This window comes from Hydrogenophaga sp. PML113, assembly GCF_001777155.1.
GTDB lineage: Bacteria > Pseudomonadota > Gammaproteobacteria > Burkholderiales > Burkholderiaceae_C > Hydrogenophaga > Hydrogenophaga borbori.
The window spans coordinates 130,810-157,629 of the sequence record NZ_MIYM01000001.1; the positions used below are offsets into that span (position 1 = coordinate 130,810).

The window sequence follows — 26,820 nt, forward strand, 5'->3', positions numbered from 1 at the left end:
TCGTCTCCGGTGGGTTGTCGTTTCTGCGGGGATGATGGGGTCTTTGACCGGGCTGGTGATGCGGAAAAACCCTTCCCGCCGCACCGGCCCGAGGCGAGCGCTCAGTTGTTCACATAGTCCGAGACGACCTTCCAGCGGCCGTCCTGGATCTGCGACAGGCGCATCGCCATGCTGCCGTAGCGGCGCTGCGGGCTGAAGCTGAGCGGCGGCGAGCCGAAGATGTCGGTCGGCACGCTCAGGCTGTCCATGGTCTTGACGAAGCTGTCGGTGTTGAGGTTGGCGCCGGCCTTGCCCGCGGCGCGGGCGAAGATGTCGATGGCGTTGTAGCCGTAGACCGAGAAGACATTGGGGTCTTCGTTGAACTTGGTCTTGTACTTGTTGGCCCAGAAGCGGATGGGCTGGGAGGCCTCGTCCAGGTAGGGGTGCTGGGTCGTCATGGTGGCGTACAGGCCGTTCATGGCCGGGCCGCCGAGCTTGTGGATGAGGTCGGTGTAAGCCGCCTGCGAGCCGAAGAAGGTGGGGTTGTAGTCCAGCTTGCGCGCCGTGGCGATGGTGCCGATGGTCTCGCGGATGATGGTGCCGAGCACGATGAAGTCGCAGTTGGCGGACTTCATCTTCGCCACCTGCGAGGAGAAGTCGGTGGCGCCGCGCTTGAACGAGGTCTTCTCGACCATCTGCAGGTTGACCGCCTTGAGGCCTTCTTCGGCGCCGCGCAGCACCTCCAGGCCGAACTCGTCGTCCTGGTAGATGGCGCAGACCGCCTTGGGCTTCTTCTCCTGCACCATGCGGGGCAGGAAGGTGCGCATCTGCTCGTAGTACGGGCCGATGTTGGCGAACTTGAGCCGGTGGAAGGGCTCGTACATCTCGCGCGCGGCCGTCACGGGCAGGAAGTTGATGACGTTCTTCTGGAACTGCACCGGCATGGCGGCCATGTTCTGCGCGGTGCCGATGTGGGCCACCATGGCGAAGATCTTGTCCTGGTTGACCAGCTTCTGCGCCGCGAGCACGGCGTTGCGCGGGTCGTACTTGGAGTCCTCGACGAGCAGCCGGATCTTGCGGCCGTTGATGCCGCCCTGCTCGTTGATCTCGTCCACCCGCAGCACCATGCCCAGCCGCACGGACTTGCCGAAGCCGGCCAGCGGGCCGGAGAGGTCCTGGATGGAGCCGAGGACGATCTCGTCCTTGCTCACGCCCTGCGACTGGGCCAGGGCGGCGCTGGCCGACAGCGCCAGCGCGAAAGCGGTCAGGGTGTTGCGGGTCTTCACGGCGCGGGTCTCCTCGGGTGGTGCCGCGCGGGGCGGCGTCAGTGGTACATGGCCTCGATCTGCTCGGCGTACTTCTTCTGCACGAGCTTGCGCTTGAGCTTCATGGTCGGCGTGAGCTCTTCGTCCTCGGCGGTGAGCTGGGTGTCGAGCAGCCAGAACTTCTTGATCTGCTCGACGCGCGCGAACTTGCGGTTGGTGGCGTCGATGAGCCCCTGGATGAGCTGCTGCACCTCGGCCGTTCGCGTGAGGCTGGCGTAGTTGGAGAAGGGCACGTCGTTGTCCTGCGCGAACTTCTCGACGTTCTCCTGGTCGATCATGATGATCACCGTGAGGTAGGGGCGCTGATCGCCGATGACGACCGCGTCGGTGACGTAGGGCGAGAACTTCAGCTCGTTCTCGATCTCGCTGGGCGTGATGTTCTTGCCGCCGGCCGTGATGATGATGTCCTTCATGCGGTCGGTGATGCGGAAGAAGCCTTCCTCGTCCACCACGCCCACGTCGCCGGTGTGCAGCCAGCCCTCGGCGTCGATGGTCTCGGCGGTTTTCTCGGGCAGGTTGAGGTAGCCCATGAAGACGTTGGGCCCGCGCACCAGGATCTCGCCGGTGGCGGCGTCGAGCCGGACCTCGTTGTACTGCGCCGCCGGGCCGATGCTGCCGGGCTTGATGCGCTGCGCCGGCACGCCGGTGGAGGCGCCGCAGGTCTCCGTCATGCCCCAGACCTCGAGCATGGGCACGCCCAGCGCGAGGTACCAGCGCACCAGGTCGGGTGAGATGGGCGCCGCGCCCGTGACGAGGAAGCGCGAGCGGTGGATGCCGATGAGCTTGCGCACGTTGTCGAGCACCAGCAGGCGCGCGAGCCGAAAGCGCAGCTTGAGGCCACCCGGCACGGCCTCGCCCTTGAGCACGTGATCGGCCACGCGCTGGCCGACGCCGATGGCCCAGGCGTAGGCGGCCTGCTGCAGCCGGCTCGCTTCCTTCAGGGCGATCATCACGCCCGAGTAGAACTTCTCCCACACGCGCGGCACGGCGGTGAAGACCGTGGGCGCGATCTCGCGCACGTTCTCGGGCACGGTCTCGGGGTTCTCGACGAAGTTCAGCCGCGCGCCGGTGTAGAGCGAGAAGTACTCGCCGCCCATGCGCTCGGCGATGTGGCACAGCGGCAGGAAGCACATGCACTCGTCGCTGTCGTAGCGCGGCAGGATGGCGTTGTAGCCGCGCACGGTGTAGACGAGGCCTTTGTGCGAGTGCATGGCACCCTTGGGCTTGCCCGTGGTGCCCGAGGTGTAGACCAGGATGGCGAGGTCGTCCGGGCCCACGCCGGCCACGCGCTGTTCCAGCATCTGCGGGTGCTGCGCCAGGTGGTTGCGGCCCAGGGCGCGCAGGGCGTCCAGACTGATCACCTGGTCGTCGTGGAAGTCGCGCAGGCCTTCCATGTCGACCACCACGATCTTGCGCAGCAGTGGCAGCTGGGCGCGCACGGCCAGGGCCTTGTCGAGCTGCTCCTCGTCCTCCACGAACAGCACGGTGGTGCGCGAGTCCTCGCAGAGGTAGTGCACCTGCTCGGGCGCGTCCGTGGGGTAGATGCCGTTGGCCACGCCGCCCGCGCTCAGCACGGCCAGGTCGGCCAGCACCCACTCGATGGTGGTGTTGGACAGGATGGACGCGGTTTCCTTGGGCGCGAAGCCCAGGGCCATGAGGCCGTGGGCGATCTCGCGCACGGCCTGGCCGGTCTGCGTCCAGGTCCAGCTGCGCCACAGGCCCAGGTCCTTCTGGCGCATCCACACGTTCGGGCCGCGCGCGCGCACGGCGTTCCAGAACATCGCGGGAATGGTGTCGCCGTCCAGCACGCTGGCCGTCTGGGGCTGGATGTGGGAGAGGTCCCAGAGGTAGCTCATGTCGTGTCCCCTTCGTCGCCGCTCAGCGCCAGTTCTTCTTCTTCTTCCAGCGGCGGTCGGCGCGCACGCCGGCTTCTTTCATGCCGAGGTAGAACTCCTTGATGTCGTCCTTCTCGCGCAGGTGGGCGCAGGTGTCTTCCATCACGATCCGTCCGTTCTCCAGCACGTAGCCGTAGTCGGAGGCGTTGAGCGCCATGTTGGCGTTCTGCTCCACCAGCAGGATGGTGGTGCCGCGCTCGCGGTTGATGCGCACCACGATCTCGAAGATCTCCTTGGTGAGCTTGGGCGACAGGCCCAGGCTGGGCTCGTCGAGCAGCACCAGATCGGGGTTGGCCATGAGCGCCCGGCTGATGGCCAGCATCTGCTGCTGGCCGCCCGAGAGCAGGCCGGCGTCCTGCGCGGCGCGCTCCTTCAGGATGGGGAAGTAGCCGAAGACCATTTCCATGTCGCGCGCCACGCCGTCGCGGTCCTTGCGGGTGTAAGCGCCCATCAGCAGGTTGTCGCGCACGCTCAGCAGCGGGAACACCTCGCGCCCCTCGGGCACGTGCAGCAGGCCTTGCTGAACGATCAGCGCCGGGTCCTGCGCGGTGATGTCCTGGCCCTTGAATTCCACCGTGCCCTTGCGCGGGTCGATGATGCCGCTGATGGTCTTGAGGATGGTGGTCTTGCCCGCGCCGTTGCTGCCCAGCACGGTGGCGATCTCGCCGCGGCGCACCTGCAGGCTCACGCCGCGGATGGCCTTGATGGGCCCGTAGGCGCTCTCCACGTTGGACAGCTTGAGAACCGGCGCGTCGCTGGTGGGCACGCTCATGACGTCACCTTGTGGTTCTCGCGGCGCAGGCTGGACACGTCGTCCACGCTGCCCAGGTAGGCCTCGATCACGCCCGGGTGGCTCTGCACCTCGGCCGGCGTGCCGGTGGCGAGTTCCGTGCCCATGCTCATGGCCAGCACGCGGTCGGACACCTTGGACACCAGGCTCATGTCGTGTTCGACCATCAGCACCGTGATGCCGAGCTCGTTCTTGATGTCGGTGATCCAGAAGGCCATGTCCTCGGTCTCTTCCACGTTCAGGCCGGAGGAGGGCTCGTCCAGCAGCAGCAGGCGCGGCTCGGTGCACAGGGCGCGCGCCAGCTCCACCACCTTGCGCACGCCGTAGGGCAGGCCGGCCACCAGGCTCTCGCGGTGGTGCTGCAGGTCCAGCAGGTCGATCACCTGCTCGGCCTTCTCGCGCGCCTCGACCTCGGCCGCGCGGGTCTTGCCGGTGAAGAAGATCTCGCTCCACAGGCCGGTGCGGCGGTGCGTGTGGCGCCCGATCAGCAGGTTCTGCAGCACGGTGGCGTGCTCGAACAGCTCGATGTTCTGGAAGGTGCGCGCGATGCCCAGGCGGGCGATGCTGTGCGGCGCCTGGTCCGTCAGGCGCACCGGGCCGGCGGGACCGTCGTAGTCGATGCCGCCGGTGGTGGGCGTGTAGATGCGGCTGATGAGGTTGAACACCGTGGTCTTGCCCGCGCCGTTGGGGCCGATCAGGGTGAAGACCTCGCCCTTCTTCACGTCGAAGCTGACGTTGTTGACCGCCAGCACGCCGCCGAAGCGCACGCTGAGGTTCTTGGCGGAGAGAAGCACATTGCTCATACGGTTCTTCTTGCCGACAACGCAACGCGCGCAGGCGCGGAATCGGGAGGTGCCGCGGAACCGGCTTTGCCGGGCCGCGGGCGCCGCCCCCTTGAGGGGGGAAGCGCCGAAGGCGCTGCGGGGGTGGTCCTCATTTCAGGCGGTCCGACTTTTGGAACGACTTCTGCCGCTTGAACATGCCCTGGCGGTAGAACGGGAAGAGCTGGAAGTAGGCGCGCACCTTGAGCCAGCGCCCGTACAGCCCCATGGGCTCGAACAGCACGAAGGCGATCAGCACCGCGCCGTAGACCGCACCCTGCAGGCCGGCGGACTGGCCGATGGCCTCGGGCAGGGTGTCCTTGCCCAGCGCGATGAGCTGCGGCATGACGATGAGGAAGATGGCGCCGAGGAAAGCGCCGTGGATGGAGCCCAGCCCGCCGATCACCACCATGAGCAGCAGGTCGATCGACTGGATGATGGAGAACTGCTCGGGCGATAGGAACTGGATCTTGTGCGCGTAGAGCGCGCCGCCCAGGCCCGCCAGCGCGGCCGACAGCGCGAAGGACAGGGTCTTGTAGCGCGCCAGGTGGATGCCCATGCTCTGGGCCGATATCTCCGAGTCGCGGATGGCGACGAAGGCGCGGCCGGTGGAGGAACGCATCAGGTTCACGATCGCCAGGGTGCTGAGCACGCACACCACCAGGCAGAGGAAGTAGAACTCGTTGGTGGAGTCCAGCGCCCAGTCGAAGAGCTGGGGCGGGTTGACCATCAGGCCCTTGTTGCCACCGGTGACCGACTCCCAGCGCGCGATGCCTTCTTCCACGATGAAGCCGAAGGCCAGCGTGGCCATGCCCAGGTAGATGCCCTTGACGCGCAGCGCCGGCAGGCCCACCACCACGCCCACCGCCGCCGCCAGCAGGCCCGCGCAGGCCAGGGCGATGGGGAAAGGCACGCCCGCGTTGACCAGGGCGGCCTGCGTGTACGCGCCCACGCCCAGGAAGGCCGCGTGGCCGAGCGAGAACAGGCCGGTGAAGCCGGCCAGCAGCATCAGCCCCAGGCCCACGATGCCGTAGATCAGCACGAAGGTGAGCTGCGCCAGCCAGTACTCGTCGATCACCCAGGGCGCGGCCAGCAGGAACAGGCACAGCAGGCCGTACCAGAACACGTGGCCGCCGTGCTTGGCGAGCCGGATGTCCTGGTCGTAGTTCGTCTTGAAGAGGAATCGCATCGTTCGGCCTCAGACTTTCTTGCGCAGCTTCTCGCCGAACAGCCCGTTGGGCTTGAGCACCAGCATGATCAGCACCACGAGGTAGGGCGCGATGTCCTTGAAACCCTCGGGCAGGTAGAAGCCCGCGATGGCCTCGACGATGCCGATGATGAGTCCGCCCACGATGGCGCCGGGCAGGCTGCCGAAGCCGCCCACCACCGCCGCCGGGAAGGCCTTGAGGCCGATGAAGCCCATGTTGGCGTGCACGAAGGTGATGGGCGCCAGCAGCAGGCCCGCGATGGCCGCCACGCCCGCCGCCAGGCCCCACACCAGGCCGTTGAGGCGCTTGACCGGAATGCCCATGTAGTAGGCCGCCAGCTGGTTCTGCGACGAGGCCTGCATGGCGACGCCCAGCTTGCTGTAGCGGAACATGGCGAACAGCAGCGCGCACAGCACGGCGGTGGCGCCGATCACCACGATCTGCTCGGCCGAGATGACCAGCGTGCCCAGCTTGAGCACCTGGCCCGCGTAGGGCACCGGCAGGGTGTGTGTCTCGGTGCCGATGTTGGGGATCATGGTGATGAGCCCGCGCAGCAGGTAGCCCACCCCGATGGTGAGCATGACGATGGAGAAGGCGGGTTGCCCCAGGATGGGGCGGATCACCAGGCGCTCGAGCACGATGCCGAACAGGCCCATGCCCACGACGGCGGCGACGACGGACAGCCAGAACGGGAAACCCAGCAGCGTCATGGTGAGCAGGCCGCCGAAGGCGCCCACCATCATGAGGTCGCCCTGCGCGAAGCTCACGGTCTCGGTCGCCTTGTAAATGAGCACGAAGCCCAGCGCGATGAGGCCGTAGATGCATCCCTGGGCCGCCCCGCTGATCAGCAGTTGCAGCAGTTGCACGGAACCGTCTCCTGTCTTGTATTGCCCCGGGGCTGGTGCGCAGCTTGCTGCAAGCTTGGGAGCGGGCCGCACCGCAGGGGTCGAAGATTTATAGCTGTCCTCCCCGGGACTGCCGCTAGGGGTTCTCCCCCATCGGCAGTCGCGCAGGCGCCATGAAGATGACAACCACCCCGCCGCGCTTCGCGCGACCCCTCAAGGGGCGGCACCTGAGGCGCGGCAAAGCCGGTTCCTCGGCGCCTCTGGATGGCACCCGGTTCACGAACATCTTTTATGAAATCAGTCCGCATCGGCGCCGGCCTGGGCTTCTACGGCGACGCCTGGGAGCCCATCGCCGCGAGCATCGAACGCGGTGGCGTGCAGTTCATCGCCAGCGACCATCTGGCCGAACTCACGCTCGCCATCCTGCAGAAGGACCGCCAGCGCGACCCCGGCCTGGGCTACGCGCGCGACGTGGTGCCGCTGCTGCTGCGCCTGTGGCCGCTGATGCAGCGCCAGGGCGTGCGCTTCGTCTGCAACGCCGGCGGCCTGAACCCGCAGGGCGCGGCGCAGGCGGTGCTGGCCGCCTTCGCCGCCAAGGGCCTGAAGGCGCGCGTGGCGGTGGTCAGCGGCGACGACGTGCTGCCGCGCCTGGCCGACCCGGCCGGCGGCGCCTTCGAGCACCTGTTCACCGGCGCGCCGGTGGCGTCGGTGCGGGAGCGGCTGGTGTTCGCCAACGCCTACCTGGGCGCCGCGCCCATCGTGCGCGCGCTGGACGGGGGCGCGCAGATCGTCATCACCGGCCGGGTGGCGGACGCGGCGCTGTTCCTGGGCCCGATCGCGCACGCGCACGGCTGGCGCCTGGACGGCGCGCGCGAGGGCGAGGGCGAGACGCTCGACCGCCTGGCGCAGGGCCTCACCGTGGGCCACCTGCTGGAGTGCTCGGGGCAGGGCAGCGGCGGCAACTTCGGCGCGCAGGGCCATTGGCAGTCCATTCCCGATCTGGCGCACATCGGCTACCCCATCGCCGAGGTCTGGGCCGATGGCCGCGCGCTCATCACCAAGGCGCCGGGCACCGGCGGGCGGGTGAACTTCGACACCGTGCGCCAGCAGCTGCTGTACGAGGTGCACGACCCGCACGCCTACCACAGCCCCGACGTGGTGCTGGACATGAGCGGTATCCACCTGGAAGACCTCGGGCAGGACCGCGTGCGGCTGACCGGCGCGCGTGGCCGCGCGCCCAGCGAGCGGCTGAAGGTGGTGGCGGGTTTCCGCGACGGCTACAAGGCCGAGGTGACCTGGGGCTTCTCCTGGCCCGACGCCTGGGACAAGTCGCAGCAGGCGCAGGCGACCATCCGCGCCCAGCTGAAGGAGCGGCGCGTGCCGCACGACGAGCTGTACGTGGAGTACCCCGGCCTGAACTCCGCCCATGGGCCGCTGGCGCCGCTGCCGGCGGTGGACGCGCTCAACCAGCTCAACGAAATCTGGACGCGGCTGGTGCTGCGCACGCCCGAGAAGGCCGCGGCCGAGGGCTTCGGGCGCCTGTTCCCCTGGATGGGTCTCAGCGGCCCGGCCTACACCTGCGGCTTCACCGGGCTGCACAACGTGAGCGAGCTGCTGGGCATTTGGCCCACGCTGGTGGACCGGGGCGAGGTGGAGGCGGGTGTCCAGGTGGCGTTCATGGGAGAAGCCGCATGAGCCGGGTCCGCATTCCGCTGGCGCGCATCGCCCACGCGCGCAGCGGCGACAAAGCCGATTGGGTGGACTTTGGCCTGTTCGCCTGGAACCCGGCGGGCTACGCCCTGCTGGCGCGGGAGGTCACGGCCGAACGCGTGCGCGCGCACTTCGCGCCTTGGCTGCCGGGCGCGGTGGAGGCCTGGGCGCTGCCGAACATCCTGGCGCTCAAGTTCGTGCTGAAGGGGGCGCTGCAGGGCGGCGGCGCCCGCAACCTGCGCCTGGACAACCTGGGCAAGGCCATGGCGGCGGCGCTGCTGCGGCTGGAGATCGAGGTGGAGGCGGCCGAACTGGAAGCCGCCTTGCAGCAGCCGCGCGTGGGCTGGTGGGGCGAGGCATGACCCCCACGCTCCACCGCTGCGCGGGTCGCTGCCCCCCGAGGGGGCTGATCCGGCTTGGGGCGGCCCGGCGCCGGATCGCATGACCGTCCGCCTCGAATCCCTCGACGACGGCATCCGCGTCGTCACCCTGGACCGCCCCGAGGTGCGCAACGCGGTGGACAGCGCCACCGCGCGCGAACTGCACGCGGCCTTCCTGGCCTTCGAGGACGACGCCGCGGCACGGGTCGCGGTCTTTCACGGCGCGCACGGCCACTTCTGCGCCGGCTGGGACCTGCAGTTCGGCGCGCGCGCCGCGCGGGCCGGCGAGGGCGGTGCCCTGGCCGATCTGGACTTCGACAGCGCCGACGCGCGCGCCCTCGGCCCCATGGGACCCTCGCGCCTGCGCCTGTCCAAGCCCGTGATCGCCGCCGTGAGCGGCGCGGCCGTGGCCGGTGGCATGGAGCTGGCGCTGTGGTGCGACCTGCGCGTGATGGAGGCCGACGCCTACTTCGGCGTCTACTGCCGCCGCTTCGGCGTGCCGCTGATCGATGGCGGCACCGTGCGCCTGCCGCGCCTGATCGGCATGGGTCACGCCATGGACCTGATCCTGACCGGCCGCAAGGTCGAGGCCGACGAGGCCTTGCGCATCGGCCTGGCCAACCGGGTGGTGCCGAGCGGCCAGGCGCGCGAGGCGGCCATCGCGCTGGCGCGCCAGCTCGCGGGCTTCCCGCAGGCCACGATGCTCGCGGACCGCGAGAGCGCCTACGCGCAGTGGGACCTGCCCCTGGGCGAGGCCCTGCAGCAGGAATGGCGGCGCGGCCAGGCGCGCATCCCCGACGCGCTGGAAGGCGCGCAGCGCTTCGCGGCGGGCGAAGGGCGCCACGGCCGGTTCTGACCCGCGGCCCGGGCGCGGCCGCCCGGTCGGGGACAATGCCGCCATGCACCTGGCTTCGTTTTCCTGGCGCCGCCGCCACTGGCTGCTCGCCCTGGGCGCCTGGCCCTGGTGGCTGGACCCCGCCGCGGCCGCCACCTGGGTCGAGGCCGGCAGCGGCCAGGCCTGGAACGAGCCGCTGGCCCGCCAGGCCCTGGCCCTGCTGGCCGGCGCGGGGGCGAACGGCCTCGATCCGGGCGATTACCAGGCCGAGGCGCTCCAGCGGCAGCTGGGCGAGGCGCTGGCCCGCCCGGACGGGGCGGCCGGCGCCCGGTTCGCCACCGAGTTGGGCGCCGCCATGCGCCGCTACCTGCACGACCTGGCCTTCGGCCGCGTCGATCCCCGCGCCGTGCACCAGCGCTTCAGCGTGGCGCCGAGGGCCTTCGACCCGGCGAAGGCGCTGGCCGACGCCCTGGCCCAGGGACGGCTCGACGCGGCGGTGCGGGCGGCGGTTCCCCCGCTGCCAATCTATGGCCAGCTGCAGAAGGTCCTGCGCGACATGGACGCGCTGGCCGGCCACCCCGCCTGGTCGCGGCGCCTGCCGCCCTTGCCGCGGCCGGCGGGTGCGCGCTCGCCCAAACTCGAACCGGGCGGCAGCTGGGCGGGCCTGCCCGCGATGGCCCAGCGCCTGGCGTTGCTGGGCGACCTGGCTGGCGGCGCGCCGCTGTCCGACCGCCTCGATGGCGCCGCGCTCGAGGCCCTGCGGGCCTTCCAGCGGCGCCATGGCCTGACGGACGATGGCGTGCTCGGCGCCGCCACGCTGGCGGCCTTGGAGGTGCCGCCAGCGGCGCGCGCGCGCCAGACGGCGCTGACCCTGGAGCGCCTGCGCTGGACACCCCTGCTGCAAGGGCCGCGCATGATCGTGGTCAACATCCCCGAGTACGTGCTGCGCGCCTACGAAGTGGTGGACGGCCGCATCGAGGTGCGCCTGAGCATGCGCGTGATCGTGGGCAAGGCCGTGGGCCACGAGACCCCGCTGTTCGACGAACGCCTGCGCAGCATCGAGTTCAGCCCTTACTGGAACGTGCCGCCATCGATCGCGCGCCAGGAGACGGTGCCGCGCCTGCGCCGCGACCCGGGCCATTGGGTGCGCCAGGGCTTCGAGTTCGTCGGCGGCGACGGCAGCGTGGACACCGTGCTGAGCCCGGCCAAGCTCGACGCGGTGCTGGCCGGCCGGCTGCGCATCCGCCAGCGCCCGGGGCCGGCCAATGCGCTGGGCGACATCAAGTTTGTCTTCCCCAACCGCGACAACATCTACCTTCACCACACGCCCTCGGTCGGCCTGTTCGCGCGCGAACGGCGCGACTTCAGCCACGGCTGCATCCGCGTGGAGGACCCGGTGGCGCTGGCGCGCTTCGTGATGGCGGGCATGCCCGGCTGGGACGAAGCGCGCATCCGCGAGCAGATGGCCGCCGGCACGTCCACCCACGTCGCCCTGCGCGACCCGCTGCCGGTGCTCATCGCCTACGGCACGGTGCTCGTCAAGCAGGGCCGCCCCCACTTCTTCGCCGACGTGTATGGTCACGACGCGCGGCTGCAGGCCGCCCTCGACGCCCGCCCCCGGCCCCAACCGCAGCCATCCCGATGAACGACCGTCCCTTCTTCCCTGCCTCTCGCCGCCGTTTCCTGCGCCAAGGCCTGGGCGCCGCGGTGGCCGCGCCGCTGCTCGCCCTGCCCCGGCACGTGTGGGCCGCGCCCCAGCGCGCGCTGGCCTTCGACCACCTGCACACGCACGAGCGCATCGACCTGGTCTACGCCACGGGTGCCGACTACCTGCCCGAGGCCCTGGGCCGGCTCGACCATTTCCTGCGCGACCACTACTCGGGCGATGTCGGCCACATCGACCCCGGCCTGCACGACGTGCTGCACGCCCTGCGCCGGGTGCTGGGCACCGAGCGGCCGTACCAGGTGGTATCGGGCTACCGCTCGCCGCTCACCAACGCACACCTCAAGGCCACGCGGGGCGGCGGTGTGGCCACCCGCAGCCTGCACATGGACGGGCGCGCCATCGACGTGCGCCTGCCCGGCGTGCCGCTGGCCGACCTGCGCGATGCCGCGCTGTCGCTGCAGGCCGGCGGCGTGGGCTTCTACCCACGCGAGCAGTTCGTGCACATCGACACCGGGCGCGTGCGCCGCTGGGGCGGCTGAGCGCCCCCGCCCGCGCTCAGGCCGGCGCCGTCCAGGCCGACTTGGCGTCGGCGGGAATCGGCCGGGGCCGGCCCTCCAGGTCGATGGCGACATAAGTCAGGCTGGCCTCGGTCACCTTCAGGTACTGGCCCTGCGAGGAAATGCGCTCGGCGAACACCTCCACCATCACGGTGATGGAGGTGCGCCCGATGCGCGTGACCTGCGAATAGAAGCTGAGGATGTCGCCCACGCGCACCGGCTGCTTGAAGATGAACTGGTTCACCGCCACCGTGGCCATGCGCCCACGCACGAAGCGCGCCGGCAGCACAGCGCCGGCCAGGTCGACCTGGGCCATGACCCAGCCGCCGAAGATGTCGCCGTTGGCGTTGCAGTCCGCCGGCATGGGGATCACCTTGAGCACCAGTTCGCGGTGGTCCGAGGGCAAAGAGGGCAAAGGCGCGTGGGCGGCGCTTGAATCGGTGGGCATGGGCACAATCTCCGGCTGACTCCCACGATTGTCTTGCATGCGTCCCGATACCCCCACCCAAGGCCGTGTGGCCTTGCCGTCCGCGCCCGGCGAGTCCGCCGCGGCGCCCGCCCGCCGCTCCGACTGGGCCACCCTGCGGCGCCTGCTGCCCTACCTGTGGCAATACAAATGGCGCGTGATCGCCGCGCTGGCCTTCATGGTGGCGGCCAAGCTCGCCAACGTGGGCGTGCCGGTGCTGCTCAAGCAGCTGGTGGACGCCATGAACATCCCGCCGGGCAGCGCCCAGGCCCTGCTGGTGGTGCCGCTGGGCCTGTTGCTGGCCTACGGCGGCCTGCGCCTGTGCACCAGCCTGTTCACCGAGCTGCGTGAACTCGTCTTCGCCAAGGCCACCGAGGGTGCCACGCGCCACATCGCGCTGCAGGTGTTCGGCCACCTGCACAGCCTGAGCCTGCGTTTCCACCTGGAGCGCCAGACCGGCGGCATGACGCGCGACATCGAGCGCGGCACGCGCGGCGTGCAATCGCTGATCTCGTACTCGCTCTACAGCATCGTGCCCACGCTGATCGAGGTGGCGCTGGTGCTCACGCTGCTGGGCACGCAGTTCGACATGGGCTACGTGTGGATCACGCTGGCGGCCCTGGTGCTGTACGTCGGCTTCACCGTGGTGGTGACCGAGTGGCGCACCCAGTTTCGCCGCCGCATGAACGAACTGGAATCGGCCGGCCAGACGCGCGCCATCGATTCGCTGCTGAACTACGAAACGGTCAAGTACTTCAACAACGAACACTACGAGGCCACGCGCTACGACGAGGCCCTGCAGAAGCTGCGCCGCGCGCGCCTGGTGAGCCAGCGCACGCTGTCGCTGCTGAACGCGGGACAGCAGCTGGTCATTGCGGTGGCGCTGGTGTTCATGCTGTGGCGCGCCACGAACGGCGTGGTGGCCGGCAAGCTCACGCTGGGCGACCTCGTGATGATCAACGCCTTCATGATCCAGCTCTACATCCCGCTGGGTTTCCTGGGCGTGCTCTACCGCGAGATCAAGCAGAGCCTGACCGACCTGGAGAAGATGTTCTCGCTGCTCGAGAAGGAGCGCGAGGTGGCCGACGCGCCCGGCGCGAAGCCGCTCGTGCTCGACGGGCCGCCCACCGTGCGCTTCGAGAACGTGCATTTCTCCTACGAGCCCGCGCGCGAGATCCTGCACGGCCTGAGCTTTGACATCCCGGCCGGCAAGACGGTGGCGGTGGTGGGCCCCTCGGGTTCGGGCAAAAGCACGCTGGCGCGCCTGCTCTACCGCTTCTACGACACCAGCAACCGGGCCAATGGGGAAGGCCGCATCACGATCAACGGCCAGGACATCGCCGAGGTCACGCAGTCCAGCGTGCGCGAGGCCATCGGCATCGTTCCGCAGGACACGGTGCTCTTCAACGACACCATCGAATACAACATCCTCTACGGCCGGCCCGAGGCCGGGCACGAGGCGGCGGTGGCGGCGGCCGAGGCGGCGCACATCCGTGGCTTCATCGAGCGCTTGCCCCAGGGCTGGCGCACCATGGTGGGCGAGCGCGGGCTCAAGCTGTCGGGCGGCGAGAAGCAGCGCGTGGCGATCGCCCGCACCCTGCTGAAGAACCCGCCGATCATGATCTTCGACGAGGCGACCAGCGCGCTGGACTCGGCCAACGAGCGGGCGATCCAGGCGGAACTGCGCCAGGCCGCGCGCCACAAAACCGCGCTCGTCATCGCGCACCGCCTGTCCACGGTGGTCGACGCCCACGAAATCCTGGTGCTGGAGAACGGCCGGATCGTCGAACGCGGGCGCCACGCCGACCTGGTGGCGCGGGGCGGCGCCTACGCCCGGATGTGGGCGCTGCAGCAAGCCGGCAACGACTGAGCCCCGGATCGAGAAAACCCCAGCGGGTGTCGGCCCGCCACACCACCATAATCGCGCGCCATGGAAACCAAGTGGCTGGAAGACTTCGTCAGTCTTGCCGAGACCCGCAGCTTCAGCCGTTCGGCCCAGCTGCGGCACGTCACCCAGCCGGCGTTTTCCCGCCGCATCCAGTCGCTGGAGGCCTGGGCCGGCACCGACCTCGTCGATCGCTCCTCCTACCCCACGCGGCTCACGCCGGCCGGCCAGACCCTGTACGAGCAGGCGCTGGACCTGCTGCAGACCCTCAACACCACGCGCGCCATGCTGCGCGCGCACACGGCGGCGGCGCAGGACGTCATCGAGTTCGCCGTGCCGCACACCCTGGCCTTCACCTTTTTCCCGCAATGGCTGTCCGGCCTGCGCGAGACGGTCGGCCCGGTGAAAAGCCGGCTGATCGCGCTCAACGTGCACGACGCCGTCATGCGCCTGGTGGAGGGCAGCTGCGACCTGTTGATCGCGTACCACCACGCGGCGCACCCCATCCAGCTGGACACCTCGCGCTATGAGATGTTGCCCCTGGGCACCGAGGTGCTGGCGCCCTACAGCCGACCCAACGCCCAGGGCGGGCCGCTGTACGCGCTGCCCTCGCCCGGTGGCCAGGCGCAGCCCTTCCTGGGCTACGCGCCCGGGGCTTACCTGGGCCGCGCTGTCGAGCACCTGCTCAAGGACACCTCACTGGCCAGCCAGCTCGAGCGCGTCTATGAAACCGACATGGCCGAGGGCCTGAAGGCCATGGCCGTCGAGGGGCATGGCATCGCCTTCCTGCCCGCCAGCGCGGTGCGCAACGAGGTGGCGGGCCGGCGCCTGGTGCCGGCGGCCGACGGCCTCACGCTGACGCTGGATATCCGCCTGTACCGCACGCGCCCCATGGACACCAGCAAGGGCAAGCGGGCCGCCATCGGTTTTTGGAACCGGCTGAGCGACCTGCTCGGTTGAGGCTTCCCCCGGGTGCCGCCGATCGGGGCGGCGCTTCCGTTGGCACGTTCCTCAGAAGAAATACCGCATTCGCGGTAGCGGCCGACCTGCCGGCGCGACGTATCGTCCCGCCCTTCGTGGACGCAGGACACACCGTGAGGACGCCCGCCATGCCCCAGCCCCCCTTGTTGCTTGCCCTGCGCGCGGCGCTGGCCGCGCTGGTCCTCCTGGCGTGGGCCGGGCCCGCGCCGGCCAGCGATTCGGGTCCCGTGATCGAGCAGATCCGCGCACAGGGGCGCCTCGTGATCGGCCACCGCGAATCCTCGGTGCCGTTTTCCTACCTGGGCCCCGACAAGCGGCCCATCGGCTACGCGGTGGACGTCTGTCGCCGCCTGGCCGCCGCCGTGCAGGCCCGGCTGGCGCTGCCGGCCTTGCCGATCGAGTACCTGCAGCTCACCCCGGCCAACCGCATCGAGATGATCGAGACCGGCAAGGCCCAGCTGGAATGCGGTTCCACCACCAACAACGCGCAACGGCGCGAGAAGGTGGCCTTCACCATTCCCCACTTCATCACCGGCGCGCGCATGCTGGTCAAGGCGAACAGCGGCATCGACCGCATCGACCAGCCCGAGGTCAAGCGCGTGGCCGTGACCCGCAACACCACGCCGCTGGCCGCGGTGCGGCGCATCCAGGCCGAGCGGGGCCTGCGCTTCGAGATCGTCGAGACCGAGGACCACGAGAAAGCCGTGCAGATGGTGGAGCGCGGCGAGGCGCAGGCCTTCGTGATGGACGACGTGCTGCTCTATGGACTGGCGTCCACCCGGCCCGACCCCAAGGCGCTCAAGGTGGTGGGCCGCTTCATCACCACCGAGCCGCTGGCCATCATGCTGCCCAAGGGCGATCCGGCGTTCAAGAAAATCATCGACGATGAAATGCGCCGCCTGATCTACAGCCACGAAATCCACGCCATCTACCAGCGCTGGTTCGAGCAGCCGATCCCGCCGAACAACCTGCCGATGAACCTGCCCATCAGCTACCTGCTGCGCGACTTCTGGAAGTACCCCACCGACCAGGTGCCCTGAGGCCGGCCGAAGCCATCCGTGGTGGCTGCGACAATCGCGGCACCATGAGCGCCGCCACCCCCGACTCCCTGACCCTCACCCGCCCCGACGACTGGCACCTGCACGTGCGCGATGGCATCGCCCTGCAGGCCGTGGTGCCCCACACCGCCGCCCAGTTCGGCCGCGCGATCATCATGCCCAACCTCAAGCCGCCGGTGACCACGGCGGCGCAGGCGCAGGCCTACCGCGAGCGCATCCTGGCGGCCGTGCCCGCCGGCGTGGCCTTCGAGCCGCTGATGACGCTCTACCTCACCGACAACCTGCCGCCCGAGGAAATCGCGCGCGCCCGGGCGGCCGGTGTCGTGGCCCTCAAGCTGTACCCCGCCGGCGCCACCACCAACAGCGACGCGGGCGTGACCGACATCCGCAAGACCCACAAGACCCTGGAGGCCATGCAGCGCGAAGGCCTCAAGCTGCTGGTGCATGGCGAGGTCACGTCCGCCGACATCGACCTGTTCGACCGCGAGGCGGTGTTCATCGACCAGGTGCTGATCCCCCTGCGCCGCGACTTCCCCGAACTGAAGATCGTGATGGAGCACATCACCACCAAGGAAGCCGCGCAGTACGTGGCCGGTGCGGGTCCGCACACGGCGGCCACCATCACCGCGCACCACCTGCTCTACAACCGCAACGCCATCTTCCTGGGCGGCATCCGTCCGCACTACTACTGCCTGCCCGTGCTCAAGCGCGAGACGCACCGCGTGGCCCTGGTGCAGGCCGCCACCAGTGGCAGCGACCGCTTTTTCCTGGGCACCGACAGCGCGCCGCACCCCGCGCACCTGAAGGAGCACGCGGTGGGCTGCGCGGGCTGCTACACGGCGCACGCGGCCATGGAGCTGTACGCCGAAGCCTTCGAAGCCGCCGGCGCGCTGGACAAGCTCGAGGGCTTCGCCAGCTTCCACGGGCCCGACTTCTATGGCCTGCCGCGCAACGCCGGCACGGTCACGCTGCGGCGCGAGACCTGGACGCCGCCCGAGTCCTATGCCTTCGGCGAGGCCGAACTCAAGCCCCTGCGCGCGGGCGAGGCGCTGCGCTGGCGGCTGCTGGCCTGAACGCTGGCGACGGCATGGCCATTCACTGGTCGGCCCCGTGGTTCGCCTCCGTGGCCGAGGCGGGCCGTGCGGTGCAGGCCGCGCAGGCGCAGGGCCTGCCCCTGCCCGAGGCCCTGAACCGGCATGCGCCGGGTCCGCTGCGCGCCGTGTCCCAATCGGCCTTGCCCGAGGGCCAGGCCTATGAGGCCTTCATCGCCGCCACGGCCAGCGTGCCCACGCGCGAGAACCTTCACGACCTGTTCAATGGGCTGATCTGGCACCGCTTTCCCGCGAGCAAGCGCCAACTCAACCGCCTGCAGGCCCAGGCCATCGCGGCCGACGGCGTGGGCGCGGTGCGCGGGCCGCTGCGCGACGCCATCACCCTGTTCGACGAGAACGCAGCCCTGCTGCAGGCCCCCGAGCCGCTGTGGCGGGCCCTGCGGGCGCGCGACTGGACCGAGCTGTTCGTCGCGCAGCGGGGGGCTTGGGCGCGCGCGCGGCTGCTGCCCTTCGGGCATGCGCTGCTGGAAAAGCTGGCCCGGCCTTACAAATCCATCACCGCGCACGTGTTGGCGCTGCCCGTGCCCCAGTCGCTGGGCGACGACCTCGCGGCCTGGGACGCCTGGCTGGCCGCGCAACTGGACGCCGCGCGGCTGCGCGCCAAACCCTTCACGCCGCTGCCCGTGCTGGGCGTGCCGGGCTGGTGGGACGGCAACGCCGACCCCGCGTTCTACGCCGATGCGGCGGTGTTCCGTCCGCCGCGCGCGGCTTGAAACCGGCGCCATCAACCCCACTTTCGGTGCCGGTATCATCCGCTGCCCTTGACCTGGCACCGGGAACCTGAAGGCCCGAAACCGGGTCAGTGGCGCAGCCGGCCCCCACGCGCCGGCGCCTAACGGAGCACACATGAAACGCATCCTGCTGTTCGTCCTGACCAACGTCGCCGTGATGGCGGTGTTGCTCATCACCACGCGCATCCTCGGCGTGGACCGTTTCCTCACCGCCAACGGCCTGAACATGACGGCGCTGGCGGGCTTCTCGCTCGTCATCGGCTTCGGCGGCGCGATCATCTCGCTGCTCATCAGCAAGCCCATGGCCAAGTTCAGCACCGGCGCGCGCGTGATCAACCAACCGCAGACGGCCGACGAAGCCTGGATCGTGCAGACGGTGCAGAAATTCGCCGACAAGGCGGGCATCGGCATGCCCGAGGTGGCCATCTTCGAGGGCGCGCCCAACGCCTTTGCCACCGGCGCCTTCAAGAACAGCGCGCTGGTCGCCGTGTCCACCGGCCTGCTGCAGAACATGACGCGCGAAGAGGTCGAGGCCGTGATCGGCCACGAGGTCGCGCACGTGGCCAACGGCGACATGGTCACCATGACGCTGATCCAGGGCGTGATGAACACCTTCGTGGTGTTCCTGTCGCGTGTCATCGGCTACGCGGTGGACAGCTTCCTGCGCCGCGGCAGCGACAGCAACTCGGGCCCCGGCATCGGTTACATGGTCACCACCATCGTGATGGACATCGTGCTGGGCTTCCTGGCCGCCATCATCGTGGCCTGGTTCAGCCGCCAGCGCGAGTTCCGGGCCGACGCCGGCGCCGCGCAGCTGATGGGCCGCAAGCAGCCCATGATCAATGCCCTGGCCCGCCTGGGTGGCCTCACGCCCGGCGAACTGCCCAAGACCATGCAGGCCCTGGGCATCACCGGTGGCCTGGGCAAGCTGTTCAGCACCCACCCGCCGATCGAAGAGCGCATCGCCGCGCTGCAGCAAGGCTGATCGCGCCGCGAGCGCCCGGCAAAAAAGGCCACCCTGGGGTGGCCTTTTTCTTGAGCCGCCGGGTGGCGGAAGAACTCAGCGGTTGCGCTCGAAGCGGGGGTAGCCGTGGTCGTGGTAGCCCGGACCGGGGTGGCCGCGCCAGCCCGGGGGCCGGAAGTAGCGCTGGCCGCCAATGATCACGACCTCGGTGGAGATGTTGGAGTAGCCCGGCGCGTAGCCGTCGCTGTACACCACGGGCGGCTCCGGCGTTTCGTAGCGCACCTGCGGGCGCGAAGGGTAGGCGGGGGGCGGCGGGGGCATGGCGTCCACGGGCGTGACGTTCAGGCGCACGTAACGGCCCGGGTCTTGCGCCATCTGGGTGCGGTACTGCTGACCGGCGTACTCGTAGACCACGTCGTAGGCCACGGTGCGGGGCTCGTAGAACGTCTGCGTGCCGCAGTTGCGCACGATCTCGGTCTGCGGCGGGCTGGAGCCTTCGATGCGGTTGCCCAGCATGGCGCCGCCGATGAGGCCGATGACGGTGGCCGCGGCGCGGCCGCTGCCATCACCGATGGCGTTGCCCGCCGCGCCGCCCGCGATGGCGCCCAGCACCGCGCCGGCGCCCGACTTGCGGCCCGGGTAGGTCACCTGCTGATCGGAGCAGACATCGCGCGGCACGGCCACCTGCTGGATGATGGGTGTGCTGCTGATGACGCGGCCTTGCGCTTCCTGGGCGTGGGCCGCGCCGGTGGCGGCGGCCAGCGCGGCCGCCAGGGGAAGCCAGACGAGCGATCGGGGGGTGTTCACGGAAGGCTCCTGAAAGAGGAATGGGGAAGCTGCATGCTGCGCCTGGGACGTCAAGCCGGCGCGCCAAGCTTGTCATTTTTTGTAAAGCCCCCGACGGGCGGCAGGCCGAGCAGGTCCCGGGCCAGGGCCTCGGCCACTTTCAGGCCGTCCACGCCGGCCGACAGGATGCCGCCGGCGTAACCCGCGCCTTCGCCCGCCGGGTACAGGCCGCGCGTGTTCGGGCTTTGCAGGCCTTCGTCGCGGTGAATGCGCAGCGGCGCAGAGGTGCGTGTTTCCACGCCGGTGAGCAGGGCGTCCGGCAGGTCGTAGCCGCGGATCTGGCGGCCGAAGGCGGGCAGGGCTTCGCGGATGGCCTCGATGGCGTAGGCCGGCAGCGAGGGCGCGAGGTCGGTGAGGTGCAGGCCGGGCTTGTAGGAGGGTTCGACCTCGCCCAGCGCGGTGCTGGGCCGCGCGGCGAGGAAGTCGCCCACGCGCTGGCCGGGCGCGCTGTAGTCGCTGCCGCCGAGTTCGTAGGCGCGGCTCTCCAGCTGGCGCTGCAGCACCACGCCGGCCAGTGGGTGGTGACGGCCTTGGGCGCGCAGGGTCTCGGCCTGGGCGGCGTAGCGCGCGCCGTCGGCTTCGCCGAAGGCGGCGGTCCACAGCGGCGTGTCCTGCGGAAAGCGCTGCGGGTAGTCGTTGGGCTCGATGCCGACCACCAGGCCCGAATTGGCGTTGCGCTCGGCGCGTGAGTATTGGCTCATGCCGTTGGTGACCACGCGCCCGGGCTCGGACGTGGCCGCCACCACCGTGCCGCCCGGGCACATGCAGAAGCTGTAGACCGCGCGGCCGTTTTTCGCGTGGTGCACGAGCTTGTAGTCGGCCGCGCCGAGCAGCGGGTGGCCGGCGTGGCGGCCCCAGCGGGCGCGGTCGATCAGGCTTTGCGGGTGTTCGATGCGGAAACCCACCGAGAAAGGCTTGGCTTCCATGGCCACGCCCTGGTCCCAGAGCCAGGCAAAGGTGTCGCGCGAGCTGTGGCCCAGCGCCAGCACCAAGCGCCGCGCGGGCAACTCCAGGTGCTCGTCCGTGTCGAGCCGGTGCACGCGCAGGGCGCGCACGCGCCGCGCGGCGCCATCGCCCTCGGTGACCAGGCCCGTGAGCTGGTGCTGGAAACGGATCTCGCCGCCCAGGGCGATGATTTTTTCGCGCATGGCCTCCACCACCTTCACGAGCTTGAAGGTGCCGATGTGCGGGTGCGCGGTGTAGAGGATTTCGCCCGGCGCGCCCGCGTCGACAAACTCGTTCATCACCTTGCGGCCGAAGAAACGCGGGTCTTTGATCTGGCTGTAGAGCTTGCCGTCGGAGAACAGGCCCGCGCCGCCTTCGCCGAACTGCACGTTGCTCTGCGGGTTCAGCACGCGGCGGCGCCACAGGCCCCAGGTGTCCCGGGTGCGCTCGCGCACGGGCTTGCCGCGCTCCAGCACGATGGGCCGCAAGCCCATCTGCGCCAGGGCGAGCGCCGCGAACAGACCGCAGGGGCCGAGGCCCACCACCACGGGGCGCTCGTCCCCGGTGCGCGGAAACCCCTCGGGCGCGTGGCCGGGCGCGGTCCACGACATGTCGGGCGTAGCACGCACATGCGGGTTTTGGGCGTGGCGCGACAGCAAACCCGGCTCCGCCGAGGCGTCGGCGAGGGCCACATCGACGATGTAGACCGCCAGCAGCTCGGCCTTGCGGGCGTCGAAGCTGCGCTTGAAGACCGTCAGCGCGGCGATGGCGGCGGGGTCGATGCCCAGGGCCTGCGCGGCCAGTCGGGTGAGCGCCTGCACCGGGTGCGGTGGCGGCGCGCGGTCGGCCTCGGTTTCGCTGGGCGCGTCGGCGGCGCGGCGCGCTTCGGCCGGCACCTCGGCCAGGGGGAGTTTGAGTTCGGCGATGCGGATCATGGGTCGTGGGGCTTGTGGCGATCAAGCAGACGAAGCCGCGCATTGTCCCCAATCCCGCGCCCGACCCGGTTTTGAATTGATCCGGGCAAAATAAAAATACCCGGGTATAATTTCGACCATGTCTGCAAAATCTCCCTCCCGGTGCACCGCCTTCCTGGGCGCGCGGCGCGTGGCTTTCGGCGCATGCGACGAGGTCGCCCGCGCCTTGGGCGCGCTGGACCTGTCGGCTGGTGGCCTGCTGGTGTTCGACGACGCCAGTGGTGCGCTCGTCGACTACCCTTTCCCGGCCCCGCCGCCCGATGCCCCTGTCGCCGCCGCGCCGCAGGTGGGCCGGCCGCGCCTGGGCGTGGTGGCGCGCGAGGTGACGCTGCTGCCCCGCCACTGGGACTGGCTGGCCCGCCAGCCCGGCGGCGCCTCGGCCGCGCTGCGCCGGCTGGTCGACGAAGCGCGTCGCGTGCACGCCGGCCGCGACGCGCGGCGCGAGGCCACCGAACGCGCCTACCGCTTCATGAGCGCCATCGCAGGCGGCTTTCCCGGCTTCGAGGAGGCCGCGCGCGCGCTGTTCGCGCACGACGCCGAGGCCTTCGCCCGCCAGATCGCGCCCTGGCCGCCGGACGTGCAGGCGCACGCCAGCTGGCTGGCGCGCGAGGCCTTCATGGCCACCGGCCCCGCCGATCCCGACGCCGACCCCAACGACTGATCCACCCTTTCCGGACCCTTCCCATGCCTCCCTCCACACAAGGCCCGCTCTGGCGGGTCTATCTCGTGTTCCTCGTGCCCATGGTGCTGTCCAACATCCTGCAAGGGCTGTCGGGCACGCTCAACGGCATCTTCATTGGGCAGATGCTCGGCACGCACGCGCTGGCGGCCGTCTCGGGCATGTTCCCCATCGTGTTCTTTTTCATCTCGCTGGTGATCGGCCTGGGCGCGGGCGCCTCGGTGCTGATCGGCCAAGCCTGGGGCGCGCGCGAGCCGCACAAGGTGAAGGCCATCGCCGGCACGGCGCTGATGCTGGGGGCGCTGATCGGTCTGGTGGCCGCCGCGCTGGGCGTGGCGTTCGCGCGGCCCGCCATGCAGGCCCTGGGCACGCCGCTGGACGTGTTGGACGACGCCGTGGCCTACGCGCGCGTGATGCTGCTGATCATGCCGCTGCTGCTGGTGTTCATCCTGTTCACGCAGTTGCTGCGCGGCATCAGCGACACGGTCTCGCCGCTGCTGGCGCTGCTGATGTCCACGGTGCTGGGGCTGTTGCTCACGCCGGCGCTCATCAAGGGCTGGCTGGGCCTGCCGCCGCTGGGCATTCAAAGCGCGGCCTACGCGGGCCTGGTGTCCTACGCGCTGGCGCTGGTGTTCCTGGGCTGGCGCCTGGCGCGCCAGGGCAGCGTGATGGCCTTCGACGCCGAGATGCGGGCCGCGCTGCGGCTGGACCGCGCCATCCTCGGCAAGGTGATGCGCATCGGCCTGCCCACGGGCGTGCAGATGGTGGTGATCTCCGTCTCGGAGCTGGTCATCCTGGCGCTGGTCAACGGCCACGGATCGCAGGCCACGGCGGCCTACGGCGCGGTCACGCAGGTGGTGAACTACGTGCAGTTCCCGGCGCTGTCCATCGCCATCACCACCTCCATCCTGGCGGCGCAGTCCATCGGTGCGGGCCGGGTCGACCGGCTCGGCGCCATCCTGCGCACCGGCTTGTGGCTCAACCTGGTGCTCACCGGCGCCTTGGTGCTGCTCGGCTACGGGCTGTCGCACCACCTGCTGGGGCTGTTTCTCACGCAGGCCGAGGTGCGGCTGCAGGCCGAGCACCTGCTGCACATCATGCTGTGGAGCATCCTGGTCTTTGGTTTCCAGGCCATCGTCGGCGGGTTGATGCGCGCCAGTGGCGTGGTGATGGTGCCCATGGCGATCTCCATCTTCTGCATCCTGGGCGTGCAGCTACCCGCCGCCTGGCTGCTGGACGCGCGGCTCGGCCTGCCGGGCATCTGGCTGGCTTTCCCCGTGGCCTACGTGGCGATGCTGCTGCTGCAGACGGCGTTCTACCGCTTTGTCTGGCGGCACCGCCGCATCGAGCGGCTGATCTGAGGACGCGGGATAATCGCGCCCGTGAAGCGCGCCAGACCGCCGCTGGCACAAGACCCGAAAGGGTGTGCTGGAGGAACGTCCGGACTGCGCAGGGCAGCGTAGGAGGTAACACCTCTCCACCGACAAGCCCCGAGGGTTCGCCCGCGGGGCCCTAAGGTGAGGATCAGAGCAACAGAGACGAGTCGGTCCGGGGCAACCCGGACCGGGTGAAACGGGCAATCTCTACGCGCAGCAACACCAAATAGGCCAGCGTTGATGTGGCTCCGCGGAGCTGGCGGGTAGGTGGCATCGAGCCGTTCGGGTGACCGGCGGCCCAGAGGAATGGCGGTCACGTTCCGGGCAACCGGGGCGCACAGAATCCGGCGTACCGGCGCGCTTCACACTTTTCTTCCTGCCGTCATGTGCCGGCCGCGCCAGCGGCCAGGTACGGCGTTTGCCCTATCGGTCCCGGAGGGTTTTTGACCGAAAGGACCGCACATGACGCACCTCAGCAGAACCATGCTCGTTTCCCTGCTCGCGGCGGGGCTGGCCAGCGCCGCCTCCGCCCAGCAGGTCCAGTCCCCGTCCGACCCGAAGCTGTACGGCGAGATCGGCTTGTCGCAGCTGAAGATCACCGCCAAGGACGGCCCCCTGAGCGCCGAGGCCAAGCCCGGCCTGCTCACGGGCACGCTGGGCTACCGCCTGTGGCCGTTTCTGTCCGTCGAAGGCCATGTGGCCGGCGGCGTGATGAAGGACGAGATCAAGCTCAATGGCGTGAACACGGGCATCGATGCCAAGGTGCCCAGCACCTACGGCCTGTTCCTCAAGCCGACGCTGCCGCTGGGCGAGCGGGTCGAGCTGTTCGGGCGCGTGGGCGTGGCGCGGACCAAGCTGGAGCTGTCGGCGGGCGGCATCAACCGGGACGACACCGGCACCGACACGGCCTACGGCCTGGGGGTCAATGTCCACCTGAGCCCGGTGTCCTACCTGCAGGCCAACTGGATGAACTACCACGACAAGGACGGCGTCAAGGCCGAGGGCGTGGGCATCGTGTACGGCCGGCGCTTCTGAGCGCGCGGCGCAGGCCAGGCCGCCAGCGGCCTGGCCGCCGTCCTCAGGCGTTGAAGCCGCCCAGGGCGCGGATGCGCTCCACGTGGGCGAGCAGCGAGCGCCGCGCCACCGGCCACAGGCGCTCGGGCACGTCGTCGTAGGCCAGCGGCACCCAGTCGTCCAGGCCGCCGTCGGGGCGGACCTGCATGGCGCGCGCGATCTTGGCCTCGCGCGCGAGCCGGTGCGCCTTGAGCTGGTCGATGGCGCGCCGCGCGCCGCCCTCCACCGGCGCCGAGGGGTTGTCGGCCGTGCGCCGCAGGTCGCCCAGCACGTGGCCGTGCGCGGGCAGGATGAATTCGATGCCCTGTTCGTCGCACAGCGCGGCCAGGCGGTCCAGCGACGCCAGGTAGGCGCTCATGTCGCCGTCGGGCGGGTCGATCACCGTGGTGCTGCCATTGAGGATGTGGTCGCCCGAGAACAGCAGGCCGTCTTCCAGCAGCACCAGGCACAGGTGGTTGGCCGCGTGGCCGGGCGTGTGCACGGCCATCAGCGTGTGCGTGGTGCCGTCGGGCGCCTGCAGCGCCAGGCGCTCGCCGTCGGCCAGCGCGCGGTCGGGCGTGAAGCGGCTGTTCTCGCGTGCGGTGGCCGCGCTGGCCAGCCCGAGGATGGGTGGGCGCGTGGCGCCGGCCTGCACGCACAGGGTCTGCAGGCGCGCGGCGCCGGGCGAGTGGTCGGGGTGCGAGTGCGTGCAGACGATGGCGCGCAGGTCGGCGCCGCAGGCGCGCCACAGGCGTTCGATGTGCGCGCCGTCGTCCGGGCCCGGGTCGATGGCGATGTAGCCGCTGGCCGGGTCGCCCACGATGTAGCTGTTGGTGCCGGGGCCGGTCATGACGCCGCTGTTGGGCGCGGTCAGGCGCATCACCTGCTTGAGCAGCGGCACCGGCTGTTCGTGCTGCCAGTCCAGCGGGTGCACGATCTGGCCGTCGGGGCAGACCAGGGCCAGCTCACCGAAGGGCGGCTCGTGTTCCATGTGGCGCGACTCGCGGCCCCGGACCAGGCCGGCGCGCGGGCAGCTGGTCCACAGTGGTTCGTCGTGCGCGGCGCAGGCGTCCAGCACCGCTTGCACCGAGGCGTGGGCCTGCAGGCGCTCCAGCGTGCGGATGGTCGGGAAGATGATGAAAAACTGGCCGGCGGCGTGGCGCGCCAGCGCGTCGGCCGGGCGCACCCACAGGGGCTCGAACTGCTCGCTCTCGTCGGCCACGGGCTCCTGGCCCTCGGGCATGCGCGCGATGAGGAACGGCACATCGAAGCGGCGCGAGAGGTCGCGGTCGGTGATCCAGTGGGCGAGCACGAAGACCTCGTCGGCCGCCAGCTTGAGCCCGCGCGCGGTGCATTGCGGCGCGAAGGGGGCTTTTCGGTCGAGCGCGGCGATGTCCTCGGCCGTGGCCCAGCCGCCGTCGGCGCGGCGCGCGAGCAGCACGCCCAACTCCTCGAAGCTCTCGCGGATGGCGGCGATGGCCTGGGTCAGGCGCAGGTCGGTCTGTGTGGGGCGGCGCGCGGCGGCGCCGAAGGCCTGGGCGTCGGCGGCGTCGATGCCGCCACCCGGGAACACGTAGGCGCCGGGCGCGAAGCTGGCCGTCATGGAGCGGCGGGTCATCAGAACCTCGACACCATCGGGTCCGTCGCGCAGCAGCAGCACGGTGGCGGCGGGGCGCAGCGGCGCGGCAGGGCGGGGCGGGTGCAGGAGTTGGGTGGGGCGGACCATGGCGGGATTGTGG

24 protein-coding genes and 1 other RNA gene are annotated in these 26,820 nt (G+C 70.3%); 15 read left to right on the plus strand and 10 right to left on the minus strand.

Annotated elements, in window-relative coordinates:
- Positions 1–101: 101 nt before the first annotated feature.
- The 6 genes from BHU06_RS00590 to BHU06_RS00615 all read right to left on the minus strand — a co-directional run bounded on the left by BHU06_RS00590 (position 102) and on the right by BHU06_RS00615 (position 6,884).
- Positions 102–1,265, minus strand: coding sequence for an ABC transporter substrate-binding protein (locus BHU06_RS00590; RefSeq protein ID WP_070397203.1), 1,164 nt, complete (start codon positions 1,263–1,265; stop codon positions 102–104).
- Positions 1,266–1,303: 38 nt separating this feature from the next.
- A complete protein-coding gene (locus BHU06_RS00595; RefSeq protein ID WP_070397204.1) occupies positions 1,304–3,160 on the minus strand; it encodes a long-chain fatty acid--CoA ligase in 1,857 nt (618 codons plus the stop codon).
- Positions 3,161–3,182: 22 nt separating this feature from the next.
- Positions 3,183–3,971: an ABC transporter ATP-binding protein gene (locus BHU06_RS00600; RefSeq protein WP_070397205.1), complete on the minus strand. Its 789-nt coding sequence runs from the start codon at positions 3,969–3,971 to the stop codon at positions 3,183–3,185.
- Entirely contained in the window at positions 3,968–4,792 is an 825-nt protein-coding gene (locus BHU06_RS00605) for an ABC transporter ATP-binding protein (protein ID WP_070397206.1), read from the minus strand. The genes BHU06_RS00600 and BHU06_RS00605 overlap by 4 nt, the downstream gene beginning before the upstream one ends.
- A 130-nt stretch (positions 4,793–4,922) precedes the next feature.
- Complete coding sequence (locus BHU06_RS00610; protein ID WP_070397207.1) at positions 4,923–5,999, minus strand: branched-chain amino acid ABC transporter permease; 1,077 nt, start codon at positions 5,997–5,999, stop codon at positions 4,923–4,925.
- A 9-nt stretch (positions 6,000–6,008) separates the two neighbouring features.
- On the minus strand, positions 6,009–6,884 hold the full coding sequence (locus tag BHU06_RS00615; RefSeq protein WP_070397208.1) for a branched-chain amino acid ABC transporter permease: 876 nt from the start codon (positions 6,882–6,884) through the stop codon (positions 6,009–6,011).
- A 270-nt stretch (positions 6,885–7,154) separates the two neighbouring features.
- Between BHU06_RS00615 and BHU06_RS00620 the strand changes: the two genes are divergently transcribed.
- From BHU06_RS00620 to BHU06_RS00640, 5 genes are all read left to right on the plus strand, one after another.
- Positions 7,155–8,558, plus strand: a complete 1,404-nt coding sequence (locus tag BHU06_RS00620; protein ID WP_070397209.1) for an acyclic terpene utilization AtuA family protein — start codon at positions 7,155–7,157, stop codon at positions 8,556–8,558.
- A complete protein-coding gene (locus tag BHU06_RS00625) occupies positions 8,555–8,935 on the plus strand; it encodes a hypothetical protein (RefSeq protein WP_070397210.1) in 381 nt (126 codons plus the stop codon). Before BHU06_RS00620 ends, BHU06_RS00625 begins: the two co-directional genes overlap by 4 nt.
- A 79-nt stretch (positions 8,936–9,014) precedes the next feature.
- Positions 9,015–9,809 carry a crotonase/enoyl-CoA hydratase family protein gene (locus BHU06_RS00630; protein WP_070397211.1) on the plus strand — a complete coding sequence of 265 codons (795 nt, stop codon included), beginning with the start codon at positions 9,015–9,017 and terminating at the stop codon, positions 9,807–9,809.
- Positions 9,810–9,852: 43 nt separating this feature from the next.
- Complete coding sequence (locus BHU06_RS00635) at positions 9,853–11,433, plus strand: murein L,D-transpeptidase (protein WP_070397212.1); 1,581 nt, start codon at positions 9,853–9,855, stop codon at positions 11,431–11,433.
- Complete coding sequence (locus BHU06_RS00640) at positions 11,430–11,993, plus strand: DUF882 domain-containing protein (RefSeq protein WP_070397213.1); 564 nt, start codon at positions 11,430–11,432, stop codon at positions 11,991–11,993. The genes BHU06_RS00635 and BHU06_RS00640 overlap by 4 nt, the downstream gene beginning before the upstream one ends.
- A 16-nt stretch (positions 11,994–12,009) precedes the next feature.
- On the opposite strand, the gene BHU06_RS00645 is transcribed toward BHU06_RS00640, so the two are convergent.
- The gene (locus BHU06_RS00645; protein ID WP_070397214.1) at positions 12,010–12,459 is read right to left on the minus strand and encodes an acyl-CoA thioesterase; all 450 of its coding nucleotides are present in this window, start codon (positions 12,457–12,459) and stop codon (positions 12,010–12,012) included.
- A gap of 37 nt (positions 12,460–12,496) precedes the next feature.
- Here BHU06_RS00645 and BHU06_RS00650 point away from each other — a divergent pair, with 37 nt between their 5' ends.
- The 6 genes from BHU06_RS00650 to htpX all read left to right on the plus strand — a co-directional run bounded on the left by BHU06_RS00650 (position 12,497) and on the right by htpX (position 19,229).
- The gene (locus BHU06_RS00650; RefSeq protein ID WP_070397215.1) at positions 12,497–14,347 is read left to right on the plus strand and encodes an ABC transporter ATP-binding protein/permease; all 1,851 of its coding nucleotides are present in this window, start codon (positions 12,497–12,499) and stop codon (positions 14,345–14,347) included.
- Positions 14,348–14,407: 60 nt separating this feature from the next.
- Complete coding sequence (locus tag BHU06_RS00655; protein ID WP_070397216.1) at positions 14,408–15,322, plus strand: LysR substrate-binding domain-containing protein; 915 nt, start codon at positions 14,408–14,410, stop codon at positions 15,320–15,322.
- Between the two features lie 149 nt (positions 15,323–15,471).
- Positions 15,472–16,383, plus strand: coding sequence for an amino acid ABC transporter substrate-binding protein (locus BHU06_RS00660; protein ID WP_070397217.1), 912 nt, complete (start codon positions 15,472–15,474; stop codon positions 16,381–16,383).
- 44 nt (positions 16,384–16,427) lie between these two features.
- Positions 16,428–17,474: a dihydroorotase gene (pyrC, locus tag BHU06_RS00665; protein ID WP_070397218.1), complete on the plus strand. Its 1,047-nt coding sequence runs from the start codon at positions 16,428–16,430 to the stop codon at positions 17,472–17,474.
- A 14-nt stretch (positions 17,475–17,488) separates the two neighbouring features.
- Positions 17,489–18,226, plus strand: a complete 738-nt coding sequence (locus BHU06_RS00670; RefSeq protein ID WP_070397219.1) for a DUF3025 domain-containing protein — start codon at positions 17,489–17,491, stop codon at positions 18,224–18,226.
- Positions 18,227–18,359: 133 nt separating this feature from the next.
- Positions 18,360–19,229: a protease HtpX gene (htpX, locus tag BHU06_RS00675; protein WP_070397220.1), complete on the plus strand. Its 870-nt coding sequence runs from the start codon at positions 18,360–18,362 to the stop codon at positions 19,227–19,229.
- 75 nt (positions 19,230–19,304) lie between these two features.
- Here the strand turns inward: htpX and BHU06_RS00680 are convergent, their stop codons facing one another.
- Positions 19,305–20,015: a glycine zipper 2TM domain-containing protein gene (locus BHU06_RS00680; RefSeq protein ID WP_070397221.1), complete on the minus strand. Its 711-nt coding sequence runs from the start codon at positions 20,013–20,015 to the stop codon at positions 19,305–19,307.
- A gap of 50 nt (positions 20,016–20,065) precedes the next feature.
- The gene (locus BHU06_RS00685) at positions 20,066–21,934 is read right to left on the minus strand and encodes an NAD(P)/FAD-dependent oxidoreductase (RefSeq protein ID WP_070397222.1); all 1,869 of its coding nucleotides are present in this window, start codon (positions 21,932–21,934) and stop codon (positions 20,066–20,068) included.
- A gap of 118 nt (positions 21,935–22,052) precedes the next feature.
- Here BHU06_RS00685 and BHU06_RS00690 point away from each other — a divergent pair, with 118 nt between their 5' ends.
- The 4 genes from BHU06_RS00690 (at position 22,053) to BHU06_RS00705 (ending at position 25,063) form a co-directional block, all read left to right on the plus strand.
- Entirely contained in the window at positions 22,053–22,634 is a 582-nt protein-coding gene (locus BHU06_RS00690; RefSeq protein WP_070397223.1) for a DUF2239 family protein, read from the plus strand.
- Positions 22,635–22,657: 23 nt separating this feature from the next.
- On the plus strand, positions 22,658–24,013 hold the full coding sequence (locus tag BHU06_RS00695; protein ID WP_070397224.1) for an MATE family efflux transporter: 1,356 nt from the start codon (positions 22,658–22,660) through the stop codon (positions 24,011–24,013).
- 23 nt (positions 24,014–24,036) lie between these two features.
- Positions 24,037–24,396, plus strand: an RNA gene (gene rnpB / locus BHU06_RS00700) — RNase P RNA component class A.
- A gap of 94 nt (positions 24,397–24,490) precedes the next feature.
- Positions 24,491–25,063, plus strand: coding sequence for an outer membrane beta-barrel protein (locus tag BHU06_RS00705; protein ID WP_070397225.1), 573 nt, complete (start codon positions 24,491–24,493; stop codon positions 25,061–25,063).
- 43 nt (positions 25,064–25,106) lie between these two features.
- Here the strand turns inward: BHU06_RS00705 and BHU06_RS00710 are convergent, their stop codons facing one another.
- Entirely contained in the window at positions 25,107–26,807 is a 1,701-nt protein-coding gene (locus tag BHU06_RS00710; protein ID WP_070397226.1) for an MBL fold metallo-hydrolase, read from the minus strand.
- Between the last annotated feature and the right edge of the window lie 13 nt (positions 26,808–26,820).

Coding starts and splice junctions, on each gene's coding strand:
- BHU06_RS00620 (WP_070397209.1), top strand. CDS start 7,155: ATGAAATCAGTCCGCATCGGCGCCGGCCTGGGCTTCTACGGCGACGCC.
- htpX (WP_070397220.1), top strand. CDS start 18,360: ATGAAACGCATCCTGCTGTTCGTCCTGACCAACGTCGCCGTGATGGCG.
- BHU06_RS00625 (WP_070397210.1), top strand. CDS start 8,555: ATGAGCCGGGTCCGCATTCCGCTGGCGCGCATCGCCCACGCGCGCAGC.
- BHU06_RS00710 (WP_070397226.1), bottom strand. CDS start 26,807: ATGGTCCGCCCCACCCAACTCCTGCACCCGCCCCGCCCTGCCGCGCCG.
- pyrC (WP_070397218.1), top strand. CDS start 16,428: ATGAGCGCCGCCACCCCCGACTCCCTGACCCTCACCCGCCCCGACGAC.
- BHU06_RS00600 (WP_070397205.1), bottom strand. CDS start 3,971: ATGAGCGTGCCCACCAGCGACGCGCCGGTTCTCAAGCTGTCCAACGTG.
- BHU06_RS00695 (WP_070397224.1), top strand. CDS start 22,658: ATGCCTCCCTCCACACAAGGCCCGCTCTGGCGGGTCTATCTCGTGTTC.
- BHU06_RS00660 (WP_070397217.1), top strand. CDS start 15,472: ATGCCCCAGCCCCCCTTGTTGCTTGCCCTGCGCGCGGCGCTGGCCGCG.
- BHU06_RS00670 (WP_070397219.1), top strand. CDS start 17,489: ATGGCCATTCACTGGTCGGCCCCGTGGTTCGCCTCCGTGGCCGAGGCG.
- BHU06_RS00645 (WP_070397214.1), bottom strand. CDS start 12,459: ATGCCCACCGATTCAAGCGCCGCCCACGCGCCTTTGCCCTCTTTGCCC.
- BHU06_RS00605 (WP_070397206.1), bottom strand. CDS start 4,792: ATGAGCAATGTGCTTCTCTCCGCCAAGAACCTCAGCGTGCGCTTCGGC.
- BHU06_RS00635 (WP_070397212.1), top strand. CDS start 9,853: ATGCACCTGGCTTCGTTTTCCTGGCGCCGCCGCCACTGGCTGCTCGCC.
- BHU06_RS00595 (WP_070397204.1), bottom strand. CDS start 3,160: ATGAGCTACCTCTGGGACCTCTCCCACATCCAGCCCCAGACGGCCAGC.
- BHU06_RS00610 (WP_070397207.1), bottom strand. CDS start 5,999: ATGCGATTCCTCTTCAAGACGAACTACGACCAGGACATCCGGCTCGCC.
- BHU06_RS00685 (WP_070397222.1), bottom strand. CDS start 21,934: ATGATCCGCATCGCCGAACTCAAACTCCCCCTGGCCGAGGTGCCGGCC.
- BHU06_RS00650 (WP_070397215.1), top strand. CDS start 12,497: ATGCGTCCCGATACCCCCACCCAAGGCCGTGTGGCCTTGCCGTCCGCG.
- BHU06_RS00655 (WP_070397216.1), top strand. CDS start 14,408: ATGGAAACCAAGTGGCTGGAAGACTTCGTCAGTCTTGCCGAGACCCGC.
- BHU06_RS00630 (WP_070397211.1), top strand. CDS start 9,015: ATGACCGTCCGCCTCGAATCCCTCGACGACGGCATCCGCGTCGTCACC.
- BHU06_RS00690 (WP_070397223.1), top strand. CDS start 22,053: ATGTCTGCAAAATCTCCCTCCCGGTGCACCGCCTTCCTGGGCGCGCGG.
- BHU06_RS00705 (WP_070397225.1), top strand. CDS start 24,491: ATGACGCACCTCAGCAGAACCATGCTCGTTTCCCTGCTCGCGGCGGGG.
- BHU06_RS00640 (WP_070397213.1), top strand. CDS start 11,430: ATGAACGACCGTCCCTTCTTCCCTGCCTCTCGCCGCCGTTTCCTGCGC.